A 13,682-nucleotide genomic window follows, 5' to 3' on the forward strand; every position below is an offset into this window, starting at 1 on the left:
GGTGACACCCGGCACCGTCAACGTGAACACCGGATCGGCACGACATCGGCGAGGATGAGCGGATGCGGATCCGACCCGTCGGGGCGCACGCCCTGCTACTCGACTGCACCGCCCCCACCGACACCCCCGAGGCCGTCGCCGACGTCCCTGAGGCCGCGTTCGTCGAAGCGTGGCGGGCCGAGCTGTGGCGGCGTCGGGAGCGGGGCGACCTGATCGCCGTGGAGATCGTGCCAGCGGCCCGGACCGTGCTGCTCGACGGCCTGCCCGACCCGACCACAACGGCCGAGCAGCTGACCCGATGGGCGTCCGCCGTCACCGCCGCGACCACCCGCTCCAACCAGGCCGACGCCCACGCCACAGCCAATGTCGACGCCCAAGATCAAGACCACAACGCCTCAGCCGAAGACGGAGCCGACGACGCGGCGGACGTGTTGGTGCCTGTCACCTTCGACGGGCCGGACCTGCCGGCGGTGGCGGAACACTGGGGCGTGGACGTGTCGGCAGTGCGACACCGGTTGACCAGCACCCGGTTCCGGGTCGCCTTCTGCGGATTCGCCCCCGGATTCCCCTACCTGACCGGGCTGCCCGCCGAGTTGGCGCTGCCCCGGCTGGCCACGCCCCGTCCCCGGGTGCCGGCCGGCTCGGTCGCATTGGCCGGCCCGTACGCCGGCATCTACCCGGGCGCTTCCCCGGGCGGCTGGCTGCTGGTCGGTCGGACCGACCTGGTGCTGTTCGACGTGGCAGCCGACCCGCCGACCCGACTCGGCCCGGGCACCAAGGTGCGGATGGTGGCGGCGTGACCCACCCGGCCGCCATCGAGGTGCTCCGCGCCGGTGCGCTCACCACAGTGCAGGACCTGGGCCGGCCCGGCTGGGCGCACCTGGGGGTGCCCCGGTCCGGCGCCCTCGACCCGGCTGCCCTGCGGTTGGCCAACCGGCTGGTCGGCAATCCGGAGCACGCGGCCGGCCTGGAGATCACCCTGACCGGCTGCACCCTACGGCTGACCCGGGCCGCCACGGTGGCGGTCACCGGCGCCGAGGTCCCCGTCCAGGCGGGTGTCCGGCCCGGTGACACCGGGCGCCCACTCAGCGTGCCGGCCGGAACGGTGCTGCGGATCGGTCCTGCCCGGCGGGGCGTACGGAGTTGGCTGGCGGTGGCGGGCGGCATCGAGGTGTCACCAGTGCTCGGTAGCCGGGCCACCGACACCCTCTCCGGGCTCGGCCCACCTCCGTTGCGGGACGGCGACCTGCTGCCGGTCGGTGATCAGGTCGGCACCCCCGCACCGGTGGACCTGACCGTGTGCCCCACGCCGCCTGAAGAGCTGCACCTGACGCTGGGCCCCGGTCCTCGCGAGGACTGGTTCACGCCAACAGCGTTCGACAGGCTCTTCGGCAGCGCGTACACCATCAGCCCGGTGAGCAACCGGGTCGGCGCGCGGCTCGCCGGCGCGGCGCTGCCCCGCGCGGTCGCCGGCGAACTCCCCAGCGAGGGCATCGTGCTCGGCGCGGTGCAGGTGCCGGCGGACGGGCAACCCCTGATCTTCCTCGCGGACCATCCGACCACCGGTGGATACCCAGTCATCGGGGTGGTCACCGACGTGACCCCGCTCGCGCAGGCCCGGCCAGGTACTACCGTCAGATTCCATGGACCTCAACGCTGACCTGGGCGAAGGATTCGGCATCTGGCGACTCGGTGACGACGAGGCGCTGCTGAGCCTCGTCACCTCCGCCAACGTCGCCTGCGGCTTCCACGGCGGCGACCCGTCCACCATGCGGCGGGTCGTCGAGGGCGCCGCGCGACGGGGGGTCGCGGTGGGCGCGCAGGTCGGCTACCGGGACCTGGCCGGCTTCGGCCGGCGGCACATCGCGTACGACTTCGCCGAGCTACGCGACGAGGTGACCTACCAGTTGGGGGCGCTGGACGCGTTCTGCCGGTTGTTCCGCACCCGGGTCCGCTACCTCAAGCCGCACGGCGCGCTCTACCACGCGGCCAGCACCGACGAGTCCCAGGCGGCGGCCGTGGTCGCCGCCGTCAGCGGTTACGACGCCGAGTTGCCCGTACTCTGCCTTCCCGGCTCGACGCTCGCCCAACTCGCAGTGGGCGCGGGCCTGCCGGTGGTTGCCGAGGCGTTCGCCGACCGCGCCTACCTGCCCAACGGGGCGCTGGTGCCGCGCGGCACCCCCGGCGCGGTGATCACCGACCCCGAGCAGGTCGCCGAACGGGCGGCGCGGATGGCCACCGAACGCAGCGTGGTGGCGGTCGACGGCACCGTCATCCCGTGCTCGGTCGACTCGATCTGCGTGCACGGCGACACCCCGGGTGCGGTCTCCGCCGCCGAACTCGTCCGCGCCACCCTGATCGACGCCGACATCACACTGGCCCCCTTCGCCTGATCGGAGGGGCCCGCCGGGCCCCTCCGATCAGGTCAGGCGTCCAGGCCGCGAAGCACCAGCGGCAGCCGGGTCACCGCGCCGTCGACCACCCGGACCGGTACTCCCCAGTCCTGCCGGGTCAGGTGGCACGCCGCGTGCTCGACGTCCGCGTCACAGGTCGCCGCCTGCGCTGTCACCTGAAGCACGCCCGCGGTGACCTCGCCGTTGAGCACCAGCCGGCGGGACAGCTCGGTGCCCGTGCCGGCACCGTCCACCAGCAGCTCCGGCGGGGACGCGGAGACCACCAGCCGGGTCGACGGCCCGTACGTCTCGTCAAGCTTCTGCCCCGGCGCCGGGGTGAAGACGATGTCCAGGGTGACCTCGCCCGCGGCGACGTCGGTCGGCTTGCGCTCGGTGCGGTGCCGAGGCCCGTCCACAGTGCTGGCACCCGCCGCCGACAGGGCACCGGGGGCGAGCCGGGTCAACCGGTGCGCGGCGGACTCCACCACCAGCACCTCACCGGACGGGGTGAGCACCAGGTCGCTCGGTTCCGCCAACCCGTCGGCGACGGTGGAGACCTGGTTGCTGGCCGGGTCGAAGCGGCGCACCGCGCCGTTGTACGTGTCCGCGATCAGCACCGAGCCGTCCGGCAGCGCGCACACGCCCAGCGGATGCTGGAGCAGCGCCGACTCCGCCGGACCGTCCACGTGCCCGAAGTCGAACAGGCCCTGCCCGACGGCGGTGCTCAGCACACCGTTCTCGACGAACCGGACGGAACTGGTCTCGCTGTCGGCCACCCAGAGTCGGGTGCCGTCGGCGGAGGTCGAGAGCCCCGACGGCTGGGCCATCCACGCCTCGGCCAGCGGGCCGTCGCGCAACGCCTCCACCGTGGTGCCGGCGTACATGCCGGCGGTCCGCTTGATCGGGTCGAACCACCAGAGCTGGTGGATCCCGGCCATCGCGATGATCAGCTTGTCGTCGTACCAGGCCAGGTCCCACGGGGAGGACAGGTCGACGGCGAACGCGTCATGGGCGTGGTCGTCGACCTCGGCGCGCCACTGCCGCCCACTGCCGGCCACCGTGACCACCTCGCCGGACTCCAGCCGAACGCCGCGCAGCAGATGGTTGACAGTGTCGGCCACCACCAGGTCGTAGCCGGCCACCTCGGCGACGTGCGTGGGCAGCAGACACACACCCTGCGGCTCGGAGAACGTCGCCGCGGCGGCCGGCCCGTCCGCCCGGCCGCGCTCGCCCGAGCCGATCCGACGCACCGGCGTCTCGCCGTCCGGGTCGATCTCGACCAGTGAGTGCCGGGCCGAGTCCGAGACCAGCAGGTTGCCGTTGGGCAGCTGCACCGCCTTACCCGGGAAGCGCAGCGCGGTCTCCGGTGCCGGCGGCGGGACGTACGGGCCGTTCCCCCGGTGCAGGGTGCCCTTGGCCTCGTGAGTGGCGATCAACTCGTCGATCAGTCGGGCCAGCCCCTCGGCATGCCCCTCGCCGGCCATGGTGGCCACCACGTAACCCTCGGGGTCGATCACCGACAGGGTCGGCCAGGCCCGGGCCGCGTACTGCTGCCACATGTCCAGCTCAGGATCGTCGAGTACGGGGTGGTGCACCCCGTACCGCTCCACCGCGGCGGCGAGCGCGTCGGCGTCCTTCTCGTGCTCGAACTTCGGCGAGTGCACGCCGATCACGACGAGCACGTCGCCGTACTTCTCCTCCAGCGGGCGCAGCTCGTCGAGCACGTGCAGGCAGTTGATACAGCAGAACGTCCAAAAATCCGCGATGACGATCTTGCCGCGAAGGTCGGCGAGCTTGAGGTCGCGTCCACCGGTGTTCAGCCAGCCCCGACCGCGCAGTTCGGGAGCCCGTACTCGTGCGCTCATGCACCCATCGTGCCTGACCATCGGCCCGCGTCCGGCCGGAGGGGGCGAGATTCGGTACCACCTGCGGGTACGACGACGGCGGGGTCACGGTTGCCCGTGACCCCGCCGTCGGTGCAGCTACTTCGTGGCCGGCTTCAGGCAGAGCACCCGGTTGGTGCCCTCACCCGGCAGCACCACGTGGGGCTGCGTCGTGTCGGTGCACTTCTCCTTGGCGTCCACCTTCGAGACGATCGTGAACGCGCCCGCCTCGCCGCAGTCCGCCGCCGAGGCGCCGCCCTGCCCGGACTGCTTCACGCAGGTGCCGACCGCCGGGTCGAAGGACGGCGTGTCCTCTCCGCCGACCTTGCCGAGCAGCAGCAGCAGGCCGAGCGGCACCGCCAGGATGAGCATCGCGGCGATCAGCACTGCGGCCAGCACCCGGCCGTTGCGGACCTTCGGCGTCGGTGGCTCCACCTTCGGTTCGTCGGCGTCCGGCTTGAACGCGTCGAATCGGCCCTGGTCCTTCTGGCCGGCCTCCTGGCCCCAGGACGGCGCGGACTGCGACGGTGGCGGGAACGATGGCGGGAAGCCCCCGCCCGGCACTGGTTCGGTCGCCGGCCCGCCGAAGCCCGGCGCGCCCGAGCCCGGGCCGCCGAAGTTCGGCGCACCGAAGGTCGCCGTTGCGTTCGCGGTGCCGGCGGCAGGCGCCCCGGGGCCGCCGAACTGGTCCGCCGGCGGCTCGGCACCGGAGTGCGGGCGGGTGCCGTTCATCGGCCTGTTGTTGCCCGGGGCGTCGACGAAGGACGGCACACCCGGCGGGAACGCCGGCGGCGCGGACGGGGCCTCGTTGAACGCGTTCGGTGCGGGCTGCCGGTCGTCGAAGCGCGGATCGGCCGGGGACTCGCCGCCCCAGCCGGGCCCAGCCTGCCGCTGCGCGTCGTTCTGCCAGTCGGGTGCGGACTGCTGCCGCTGCGCGTCGTTCTGCCAGTCGGGAGCGATCTGCCGCTGCCCCTCGTGCTGCCAGTCGGGCGTGGCCTGCCGGGGCGCGTCGTTCTGCCACTCCGGAGCACCCTGGCGGTCGGTGCCCGAGTCGCCCTGGAACGCCTCCGGCTCCGGCTCGGCCTCCGGCTCCGGTCGTGCCGGACGGCCGTACACCCGAGGTTGCGGGTTGGCCGTGCCGGTCGGACGGATGGCCTGGTCGGTCGGGGGCATGACCCGGCTGGCCAGCGGCACCGAAGCGCTCGCCGTGGCCCGGGCCGCTGCGCCAGCTGCCGACTCGGCGTCCGCCACCGGTACGACCGCGCGGCCCGCTCCGGACTCCGGAGAGGTACGCGGGGCGGGCACCACAGCGCCGCTCGCGGAGACGTCCTCGGGGCGGCCACCGTACTGCGCGGGGGCGTCCGGGGTCTCCCGCTCGGCGTAGGCGGGCTGCTCGGGGATCGGAGCGAACTGGGCCTGGGGCGCGTAGTCGGACGGCGGGGCGGCAGCCAGGCTGGCGCCGGGGACGCGCTGCTCCTGCGGAGGCAGCGGCACCGCGTTCGCCGGCGAGATGCCCGGCGCGGGCCCGGGCTGGTAGGCCGGTGCCTCGTCGCCCCGGTCCGCCTCCCAGCCTCCACGGGACTGGGCGGAAGCCTCGGCCTCCGCGCGACCCCACACCTCACCGGGGGCCCACGGCTCGGCCGCCGGCACGCCGCCGGAGTTGCCCTGGGCGGCGTTGTCCGGGCCGGCGGCCCAGTTGGGCGCGCCGCCGCTGGTGGGCACGCTGGCGCTGGCCCGGGCGGGGAGGTTGCTCGGCTCCGCCGGGGTCCACCCTGCCTGCTCCGGCCGCTCGGTCGGCTGCTCCGGTTGGGAGAGCACCCAGTCGGGCTGCTGCGGACGGCCCTCGGCCTCGCCCCAGGCGGCCGGCTGCGCAGGCTGGTCCTGACGTGCGTCGCCGGCGTCGTTCCACTGTGCGGGCTGCGCCTGCTGCTGCTGCGCGGCCCACCCGCCGGAGTTGGCCGGATCGTCCTGCGCTGGCCAGTTCGTCGTCGGGGCCGGGACCTGGGCGGCGCCACGGGCCGGGCTCGGCTGGGCGGCCTGACCCCAGCCGGGGGCGGGCTGCTCGGTCGCTTCGGCGGGCTGGCCCCAGGTCGGTGGCGACTGCTCCGCCGGCGTCCACACCGGCTGGTCGTCGCGGGCGGCGCCGCCGGCGGGCCAGCCGCCGTTGCCGGTGGCCTGGTCCTGCTGGGCACCGCCGGACCAGCCGGCGGCCTGCGGCGCGTCGGCTTGCGGAGATTCGGTCGCCCGCCAGTCAGCTGCGGGCGGGTTGGCCTGCGCCGCGCCGCCCCAGCCGTTGGCCGGGTCCTCCTGGGCGGGCCAGGCGGCGGTTGCCGGGGGAACCTGCGCGGCGCCCCGTGCGGCTGGTTGGGCCTGCACCCAGTCCGGCTGCTCGGCGGGGGCGTTCGGGGTCCAGGTCGGTGCCTGTGCGCCCTGCTCGGCGGGGGTCCAGCCCTGCTGCTGCGCGGCCCAGGGGTCGGGCTGTGCCGGAGCCTGCGCGCCGTCGTTGCCGGACCACCCGGCGGGCTGCTGCTGCGGCGGCTCGCTCGCGCCACCACCGGCGGCCCAGGCGGGCTGCGCCGGGTCGTTGGGCTGCGCAGCGGCGGCACCCCAGGCGGGGGCTGTGGGCTGCTCGGACTGGGTCGCCCATGCCGGCGCCGACGGGTTTGGCCGCGTCGGGGGCGGGGGCGCCCAGCCCAGGTCGGGGCCGGCGGCGTTCTGGCCGTTGTCCGGCTGCGCCGGGCGGTCGCCGTACGGCGCCGGTCCGCCGGCGCCCGGTGACACCTCGTCCGGCTCTTGGCCGGGTCGGTGCGGGCCCTCGGACGTCATGGGTGCGCCTCCTCCATCACATGTCGGCTCGCCGGTGCCGATCGGTCTCCTCGGCGCGGCTGCCGCCGTCACCGGCGTACCGCTGTGCCGGCTCCCCGCACGGTATCGGGTGGTGGCACGACACGTCCAAGGAGCACTGGCCGTCACTCACCGTTGCCGGTTGATGTCGAGCAGTTCTGTCGGCTCGGCCTCTGCCGGGTCGGCGGGCGGCGACCGAAGCCCACCGTACCGGGCGCTGCGGCAGGGCGGAATCCCGGTGGTGGTGGTTGGGAAACGCCGATGGCCCACCCGGTGGGCCGGGTGGGCCATCGATCTGGAGGAGGGTGAGGAATGTAGTGGAGCGTCAGCTCATGTGACGCTGGGCGATGACGAGGATTTCCTCGCGAACCGCCGGCGAGTTCGCCGAGCGCAGCGCGTGCTCGATGGCACGGGCGCGGCGGGTCGCGTCGCGGTGGTTGCGGATTCGCTCGATCATGCTCATTGGTGGGTCCCCCTAGCTATTCGGTTGTCAGCCCCTGATGCATCTATTCAACAGGAGAAGCCGAGGAAATTCCATCGATTATTAGGTGAGCTGAGACACCTGCCTAACAATCAAAGGTCAACAGGCCATCCGGCCGACGGTTTCGTCGCCCAACGGACACGGCCGGTGTGCCGGGCGTTAACCCGTGGCACACCGGCCGTGGCTGGCGTTCGAAACGATCAGGTCCAGGCGAGCAGCGCCGCCTCCGGATCCGTGAGGAAGTCGCCGATGTCCCGCAGGAACTTCGAGCCCAGCTCACCATCGATGATCCGGTGGTCGAAGCTCAGCCCCAGCGTGGTGACCTGGCGAACCTTGACCTTGCCCTTGTGCACCCAGGGCATCTCCCGCACCGCGCCGAAGGCCAGGATCGCGGACTCTCCCGGCGGCAGGATCGGTGTGCCGGTGTCCACCCCGAACACGCCGACGTTGGTGATGGTCAGGGTGCCGCCGGACATGGCAGCCGGCGAGGTGCGGCCGGACTTCGCCGTCTGCACCAGGTCGGTCAGCGCGTCCGCCAACTCCCGCAGCGAGAGTCGGCCGGCGTCCTTGACGTTGGGCACGATCAGACCGCGCTCGGTGGCCGCCGCGATGCCGAGGTTGACGTACTCCTTGACCACGATCTCGTCGCCCGCCCAGGTCGAGTTGACCATCGGGTGCCGTTGCACCGCCAGCAGCACCGCCTTCGCCACCAGCAGCAGCGGCGAGACCCGTACGTCGCGCCACTCCCGTCGGCCGCGCAGCCGGTCCAGGGCCTTCATCGCCCGGGTCACATCGACGGTCAGGAACTCCGTCACGTGCGGGGCGGTGAACGCCGAGCGGGACATGTTCTCGGCGGTCAGCTTGCGGACGCCCTTGACCGGGATGCGTTGCTCCCGGTCCGCGCCGAAGCTGGGCGCGGTCGTCGCCGCGATCGGCTCGGCGACCACCACGCTCGCGCCGCTCGCCGCCTGCTGCACGTCCTCCCGGGTGATCGAGCCGAGCGGCCCCGACCCGGTCAACGTGGCGAGGTCGACCCCGAGATCCTTGGCGAGCTTGCGCACCGGCGGCTTGGCCAGCACCCCGCCGGTCGACCCACGGCTCGCCACCGCCTCACCGCGTCGATCATGGACTTGTGGTGCCGGAACCGTGGGGGTCGCGACTGTTTTGTCACCCACCACAACTCCTTGATCGACCCCAGCGGGGGCGGCGGGCGCCGTCACGGCCTGCGCCGGGACCGCGCCCTTGCGGGGGCGACGCTTCGCGGCGGTGGTACGCGGGCCGTAGCCGACAAGCACCGCCGTCCGCCCACCCGGGGCCGCACCGCCGATCAGGCCGGGCTCGATCATGCCCTCGGCCGGTGCCACCTCCACCGCCGCCAGCGAGGCCGCCGACGGGGTGGGCAGGTCACCGCTGGGCGTGGCCGTGGTCGACGGCGCGTCCAGCGGCCCGGCGCCCGGGTCGGTGTCGATCGCGATGATCGGCGTACCGACCTCGACAGTGGTGCCCTCCGGGTGGTGGATCGCCTGGACCTGGCCGGCCCACTTCGCCGGGATCTCCACCGCCGCCTTCGCCGTCTCCACCTCGACGATCGGCTGATTCAGCTCGATGGTGTCGCCGACCTTGACCAGCCAGGCCAGGATCTCGCCCTCGGTCAGCCCTTCGCCCAGGTCGGGCAGGTTGAACGTCTTGATCCGGGACATGTCGCTCACCAGCCGAAGGTGCGGTCGACGGCGTCGAGCACCCGATCGAGGTCGGGCAGGTACTCCTCCTCCACCCGGGCGGCCGGGTAGGGGGTGTCGAAGCCGGTCACCCGCAGCACCGGCGACTCCAGGGAGTAGAAGCACTCCTCGGTGATCCGGGCGGCCAACTCGGCGCCGAGGCCGATGTTGGACGGCGCCTCGTGCACCACGACCGCACGGCCGGTGCGCTTCACCGACTCGTACGCCGCGGTCAGGTCCAGCGGCGAGAGCGAGCGCAGGTCGATGACCTCCAGCTCCCGGCCGTCCTCGGCGGCGGCGGTCGCCGCATCAAGGCAGGTCCGCACCATCGGGCCGTAGGCCAGCACGGTGACGTCGGTGCCGGGCCGCACGACCCGGGCCGAGTGCAGGGGGTACGCGTCGGACAGCGGCGCGTCCAGGTCGACCTGGCCCTTCTCCCAGTAACGCCGCTTGGGCTCCAGGAAGACGATCGGGTCGTCCGAGGCGATGGCCTGCTGGATCATCACGTACGCGTCCTGCGGGTTGGCGCAGGTCACCACCTTCAGGCCGGCGGTGTGCGCGAAGTACGCCTCCGGCGACTCGGAGTGGTGCTCGACAGCGCCGATGCCGCCGCCGAACGGAATCCGGATCACCATGGGGATGCTGAGCCGGCCGCCCGAGCGGTAGTGCATCTTCGCCACCTGCGACACGATCTGGTCGTACGCGGGGTAGACGAAGCCGTCGAACTGGATCTCGCAGACCGGCCGGTAGCCGCGGATGGCCAGACCGACAGCGGTGCCGATGATGCCGGACTCGGCCAACGGGGTGTCGATCACCCGCTGGTCGCCGAAGTCCTTCTGCAGACCGTCGGTGATCCGGAAGACGCCGCCGAGCTTGCCGACGTCCTCGCCCATGATGACGACCTTGGGGTCGTTCTCCAGGGCGCGGCGCAGACCGGTGTTGAGGGCCTTGCCGATGGTGAGCGTCTCCGTGGCCATCAGTGCGCGCTCCCCTCGAACGACTCCATGTAGCGGCTGAACTTCGCGCGCTGCTCGTCGAGCAGCGGAGACCCGTTGGGGTAGACGTTGTCGAACATCGTCACCGGCTCCGGGTCCGGCATTTCGAGCACCCGCTCGCGCAGGTGCACCGACTCGCGGCGGGCCTGCTCGTCGACCTCGGCGAAGAAGCCCGCGTCGGCGATCTGCTGCTTCTCCAGGAAGGCCTTGACCCGGGCGATCGGGTCCTTCGCCTGCCACGCCTCGACCTCGCTGGCGATGCGGTAGCGGGTCGGGTCGTCGGAGGTGGTGTGCGCGCCCATCCGGTAGGTGTACGCCTCGATCAGGCTCGGGCCCTGCCCGAGGCGGGCGTTGTCCAGCGCGGTGCGGGTGACCGCGTACGTGGCGAGCACGTCGTTGCCGTCCACCCGTACGCCGGGGAACCCGAAGCCGGCGGCCCGCTGGTAGAGCGGGACACGGGTCTGCCGCTCCAGCGGCTCGGAGATCGCGTACTGGTTGTTCTGGCAGAAGAAGACCAGCGGCGCGTTGAACACGCTGGCCCAGACGAACGCCTCGTTCACGTCGCCCTGGCTGGTGGCGCCGTCGCCGAAGTAGGCGATCGCCGCCTCGCCGTCGTCGGTGCCGGTCTTGCCGTCGATGGTGATCCCCATCGCGTAGCCGGTCGCGTGCAGTGTCTGCGCCCCGATGACGATCGTGTACATGTTGAACTTGAACTCGTTCGGGTCCCAGCCGCCCTGGTCGACGCCGCGGAACAGGCCGAGCGGCATGATCGGGTCGATGCCCCGGCAGTAGAGGACGCCGTGCTCCCGGTAGGTCGGGAAGGCCATGTCCTGGGTACGCAGCGCCCGCCCGGAGCCGACCTGGGCGGCTTCCTGGCCGAGCAGGCTGGCCCAGAGGCCCAGCTCGCCCTGGCGCTGGAGAGCGGTCGCCTCGGCGTCCAGCTTCCGGACCAGCACCAGGTCGCGGTAGAGACCGCGGTATTCCTCGTCGGTGAAGTCGACGCGGTACTCGGTGCCGTCCGGCCCGGTGGCGCTGTCGATCCGTTCGCCTTCGGGGGTGAGGAGCTGCACCAGCGCGGGGTCGCCGGCCGCGCCCTTCCTGGAGCGGGGTGCAGCCCGCCTGCTGCGGGTGGTGCCCCCGGGGTCGCCCTTTGCCATCGGTCTCTCCCTGTCGTGTCTGCGTCGGCACCGGGGGGTCACCCGGCCGCGCAACTCGTGCGCCTGCCCGGCTGCTGCCGGACCGGTTCCTGGCGGCCGCGCCTAGCCCCGGTGGGGGTTGCCGCACGGCGTGATCCGGGTTCTGGCCGAACCCGGATCGGGAGCGCCGGCGCTCAACCGCGCCTGCCGCGAGGGTGCGCGGAGGTCACGGCTGCGTTGCCGTCGTGCTCCATATTCGCAGAGCAGGTGAGCGCGCCCACAGTACGCCTGCCTCCGCAATCCGACAGCCCATGCTTTGACGCCGTTTGTCGCCATCATGCCGGCCCGCGTTTCCCGTGCTTTGCGCCACGATTCGTCACCGTTCGGGCAGCACTGCGTGTCGACACGCGGTGGAGGTTGGCTGACCCACTGTGACTGCGCGAGGCTGATTCCCGCAGGATCGCGCCTATCGGGTTAATTGTCGGTTTTTTGCCCGCGGTGGCGTCCATTCATGTCCTCCGACGGCCGACGACTAGGGGTGTGCGGTGTACGAGCCAGGTGACGGTCCCGGCACACCAGCGCTTGGTCGGCACCGGTCGGCCGGCGGCTACCGTCGGGTGGTCGGTGTCCACCGGGCCCCCGGCGCCGGTGGCCCCTCCCGCGGTTACCTGCTCACCGTCGCGCTGCTGGCCGGCACGGCGTCGATGCCCATCCTCGCCGCGATCAGCGCGGGCTCGGCCACCCCGGGCAGCACCGCCCTACCGGACAGCAGCACCCCGTTCATGCCGACCCCGTCCGTCGGGCCGGTGGTGATCCCCATGCCGATGACCAGCCAACCACCGCTTCCCCCGCTCGGCACACCCAGCGTCGACCCGACCAGCGGCTGGCTCCCGGCCGCCCCGTCTCGTCCACGGGAAGGGCCCGCCGCCGATGCCGGGCCCGCCCGGTGGACGACCGCCCCGCCGGCGGCACCGAAACCCACGCGGAGCACCTCGCCGCCGGTACCCCCGCCCGTTGCTCCGCCACCGCCGACCGACCCCGACCCGACCGACCCGCCGGGCCCGGACCCGACCGACCCCGACCCGACCGACCCGCCGGGCCCGGACCCGACCGACCCCGACCCCACCGACCCGCCGGACCCGACCCCGACCGACCCCGACCCGACCGACTCGCCGGACCCCACCGATTCGCCGGGCCCGGACCCGACCGGCTCGGACGATCCCGATCCGACCCCGACCCCGACCCTGACCGTGGAACCGACGCCCACGCTGGGCCCGACACCCACGCCGACCGACGACGCGACAGCGACCGCCGTGCCGACCAGCACCCGGTCCGTCCCGGCCCCCACACCCACGCCGCCTGCGGTACCGACCCGCCGACCCGGCCCGGCGCCCCCGTCGCCGTCGGTCGTCGCCTCGACGCCCAGCGTCAGCCCGGCGCCACTGCCCGGACCGACAGACCCCGCGGCGTCGCCGACGGTACGGTGACGATCAGGCGCGGCCAGTCCGGCGACGGCGGCGTTCGGCGGTAGGCGCGTACCGGAGGGGGCGGCGTGGGCGGCGGTGCGGAACCCCGCCCGGTCGCCACCCGGCCCGGCCCAGGGTTGCGGATCGCCCGGCTGGTCACCGAGGTGACCGCCCCGGCGGTGCTCGTGTCGCTGCTGATCATCACAGTGAGCTGGCACAGCGCCAGCCGACCCGGTCAGGGCCTGGTCTGGGGTCTGCTCGCCACTCTCTTCGTGACCGGCATTCCGTTCGCCTACATCGTCGGCGGGGTACGCCGTGGCCGGCTCACCGACCACCACGTCGGCCGCCGGGAGCAGCGCCGGGCGCCGTTGCTGGTCGGCCTCGGTTCGGTCGCTGCGGGGCTCGCCCTGCTCGCCGTGCTCGGCGCGCCCCGCCAGGTGCTGGCACTGGCGGTGTCCGGCCTCGTCGGCCTCGTCGTCGCCGTGTCGGTCAGCCACTGGTGGAAGATGTCGATCCACTCGGCGGTGGCAGCCGGCACGCTGGTCATCCTGATCCTGACCTTCGGGACCCGGCTGGTCGTCGCCGCACCGCTGCTGGCGGTGGTCGGCTGGTCCCGGGTACGGCTCAAAGACCACACGCTGGCGCAGGTGCTGACCGGAGGTGCGCTCGGCGCCCTGATCGCCGCGGTGATCTTCGGCCCACTGCGCTAGCCCTCAGGCTCCGCTGCGCTAGCCCCCAGGTCCCGCTGCGCGAGCCGAGGGAGGGC

Annotated in this window: 11 protein-coding genes; 5 read left to right on the plus strand and 6 right to left on the minus strand. The window is 73.3% G+C overall.

Annotated elements, in window-relative coordinates; genetic code table 11:
* Window positions 1-62 precede the first annotated feature (62 nt).
* The 3 genes from AB0K35_RS10650 to AB0K35_RS10660 are packed head-to-tail and all read left to right on the plus strand — an operon-like array spanning window position 63 to window position 2,393.
* On the plus strand, window positions 63-800 hold the full coding sequence (locus AB0K35_RS10650) for an allophanate hydrolase subunit 1 (protein WP_363884868.1): 738 nt from the start codon (window positions 63-65) through the stop codon (window positions 798-800).
* Window positions 797-1,660, plus strand: coding sequence for a biotin-dependent carboxyltransferase family protein (locus AB0K35_RS10655; protein WP_363884870.1), 864 nt, complete (start codon window positions 797-799; stop codon window positions 1,658-1,660). The genes AB0K35_RS10650 and AB0K35_RS10655 overlap by 4 nt, the downstream gene beginning before the upstream one ends.
* Window positions 1,644-2,393: a 5-oxoprolinase subunit PxpA gene (locus AB0K35_RS10660; RefSeq protein ID WP_238669739.1), complete on the plus strand. Its 750-nt coding sequence runs from the start codon at window positions 1,644-1,646 to the stop codon at window positions 2,391-2,393. The genes AB0K35_RS10655 and AB0K35_RS10660 overlap by 17 nt, the downstream gene beginning before the upstream one ends.
* Window positions 2,394-2,425: 32 nt before the next feature.
* Here the strand turns inward: AB0K35_RS10660 and AB0K35_RS10665 are convergent, their stop codons facing one another.
* The 6 genes from AB0K35_RS10665 to pdhA form a co-directional block, all read right to left on the minus strand.
* The gene (locus AB0K35_RS10665; protein ID WP_363884872.1) at window positions 2,426-4,258 is read right to left on the minus strand and encodes an NHL domain-containing thioredoxin family protein; all 1,833 of its coding nucleotides are present in this window, start codon (window positions 4,256-4,258) and stop codon (window positions 2,426-2,428) included.
* A 117-nt stretch (window positions 4,259-4,375) separates the two neighbouring features.
* Window positions 4,376-7,102, minus strand: coding sequence for a hypothetical protein (locus tag AB0K35_RS10670; protein ID WP_363884874.1), 2,727 nt, complete (start codon window positions 7,100-7,102; stop codon window positions 4,376-4,378).
* Window positions 7,103-7,445: 343 nt separating this feature from the next.
* Complete coding sequence (locus AB0K35_RS10675) at window positions 7,446-7,583, minus strand: hypothetical protein (protein WP_165435866.1); 138 nt, start codon at window positions 7,581-7,583, stop codon at window positions 7,446-7,448.
* 218 nt (window positions 7,584-7,801) lie between these two features.
* Window positions 7,802-9,310: a dihydrolipoamide acetyltransferase family protein gene (locus AB0K35_RS10680; RefSeq protein WP_363884876.1), complete on the minus strand. Its 1,509-nt coding sequence runs from the start codon at window positions 9,308-9,310 to the stop codon at window positions 7,802-7,804.
* Window positions 9,307-10,296, minus strand: a complete 990-nt coding sequence (locus tag AB0K35_RS10685) for an alpha-ketoacid dehydrogenase subunit beta (protein ID WP_357360986.1) — start codon at window positions 10,294-10,296, stop codon at window positions 9,307-9,309. The genes AB0K35_RS10680 and AB0K35_RS10685 overlap by 4 nt, the downstream gene beginning before the upstream one ends.
* On the minus strand, window positions 10,296-11,471 hold the full coding sequence (pdhA, locus tag AB0K35_RS10690; protein ID WP_238669744.1) for a pyruvate dehydrogenase (acetyl-transferring) E1 component subunit alpha: 1,176 nt from the start codon (window positions 11,469-11,471) through the stop codon (window positions 10,296-10,298). Before pdhA ends, AB0K35_RS10685 begins: the two co-directional genes overlap by 1 nt.
* Window positions 11,472-11,995: 524 nt before the next feature.
* On the opposite strand from pdhA, the gene AB0K35_RS10695 reads away from it, so the two are divergent.
* Window positions 11,996-12,937 (plus strand): hypothetical protein, encoded by a 942-nt coding sequence (locus AB0K35_RS10695; RefSeq protein ID WP_363884879.1) that lies wholly within the window; start codon window positions 11,996-11,998, stop codon window positions 12,935-12,937.
* A 65-nt stretch (window positions 12,938-13,002) separates the two neighbouring features.
* A complete protein-coding gene (locus AB0K35_RS10700) occupies window positions 13,003-13,626 on the plus strand; it encodes a phosphatase PAP2 family protein (protein ID WP_238669746.1) in 624 nt (207 codons plus the stop codon).
* The last annotated feature ends 56 nt before the right edge of the window (window positions 13,627-13,682 follow it).

Source organism: Micromonospora sp. NPDC053740 (assembly GCF_040677775.1).
Classification (GTDB): domain Bacteria; phylum Actinomycetota; class Actinomycetes; order Mycobacteriales; family Micromonosporaceae; genus Micromonospora; species Micromonospora alfalfae.

Excerpts from the sequence above, each read along its gene's own strand:
- AB0K35_RS10685 (WP_357360986.1), bottom strand. The coding sequence starts at position 10,296 with ATGGCCACGGAGACGCTCACCATCGGCAAGGCCCTCAACACCGGTCTG.
- AB0K35_RS10675 (WP_165435866.1), bottom strand. The coding sequence starts at position 7,583 with ATGAGCATGATCGAGCGAATCCGCAACCACCGCGACGCGACCCGCCGC.
- AB0K35_RS10650 (WP_363884868.1), top strand. The coding sequence starts at position 63 with ATGCGGATCCGACCCGTCGGGGCGCACGCCCTGCTACTCGACTGCACC.
- AB0K35_RS10670 (WP_363884874.1), bottom strand. The coding sequence starts at position 7,102 with ATGACGTCCGAGGGCCCGCACCGACCCGGCCAAGAGCCGGACGAGGTG.
- AB0K35_RS10660 (WP_238669739.1), top strand. The coding sequence starts at position 1,644 with ATGGACCTCAACGCTGACCTGGGCGAAGGATTCGGCATCTGGCGACTC.
- AB0K35_RS10665 (WP_363884872.1), bottom strand. The coding sequence starts at position 4,258 with ATGAGCGCACGAGTACGGGCTCCCGAACTGCGCGGTCGGGGCTGGCTG.
- pdhA (WP_238669744.1), bottom strand. The coding sequence starts at position 11,471 with ATGGCAAAGGGCGACCCCGGGGGCACCACCCGCAGCAGGCGGGCTGCA.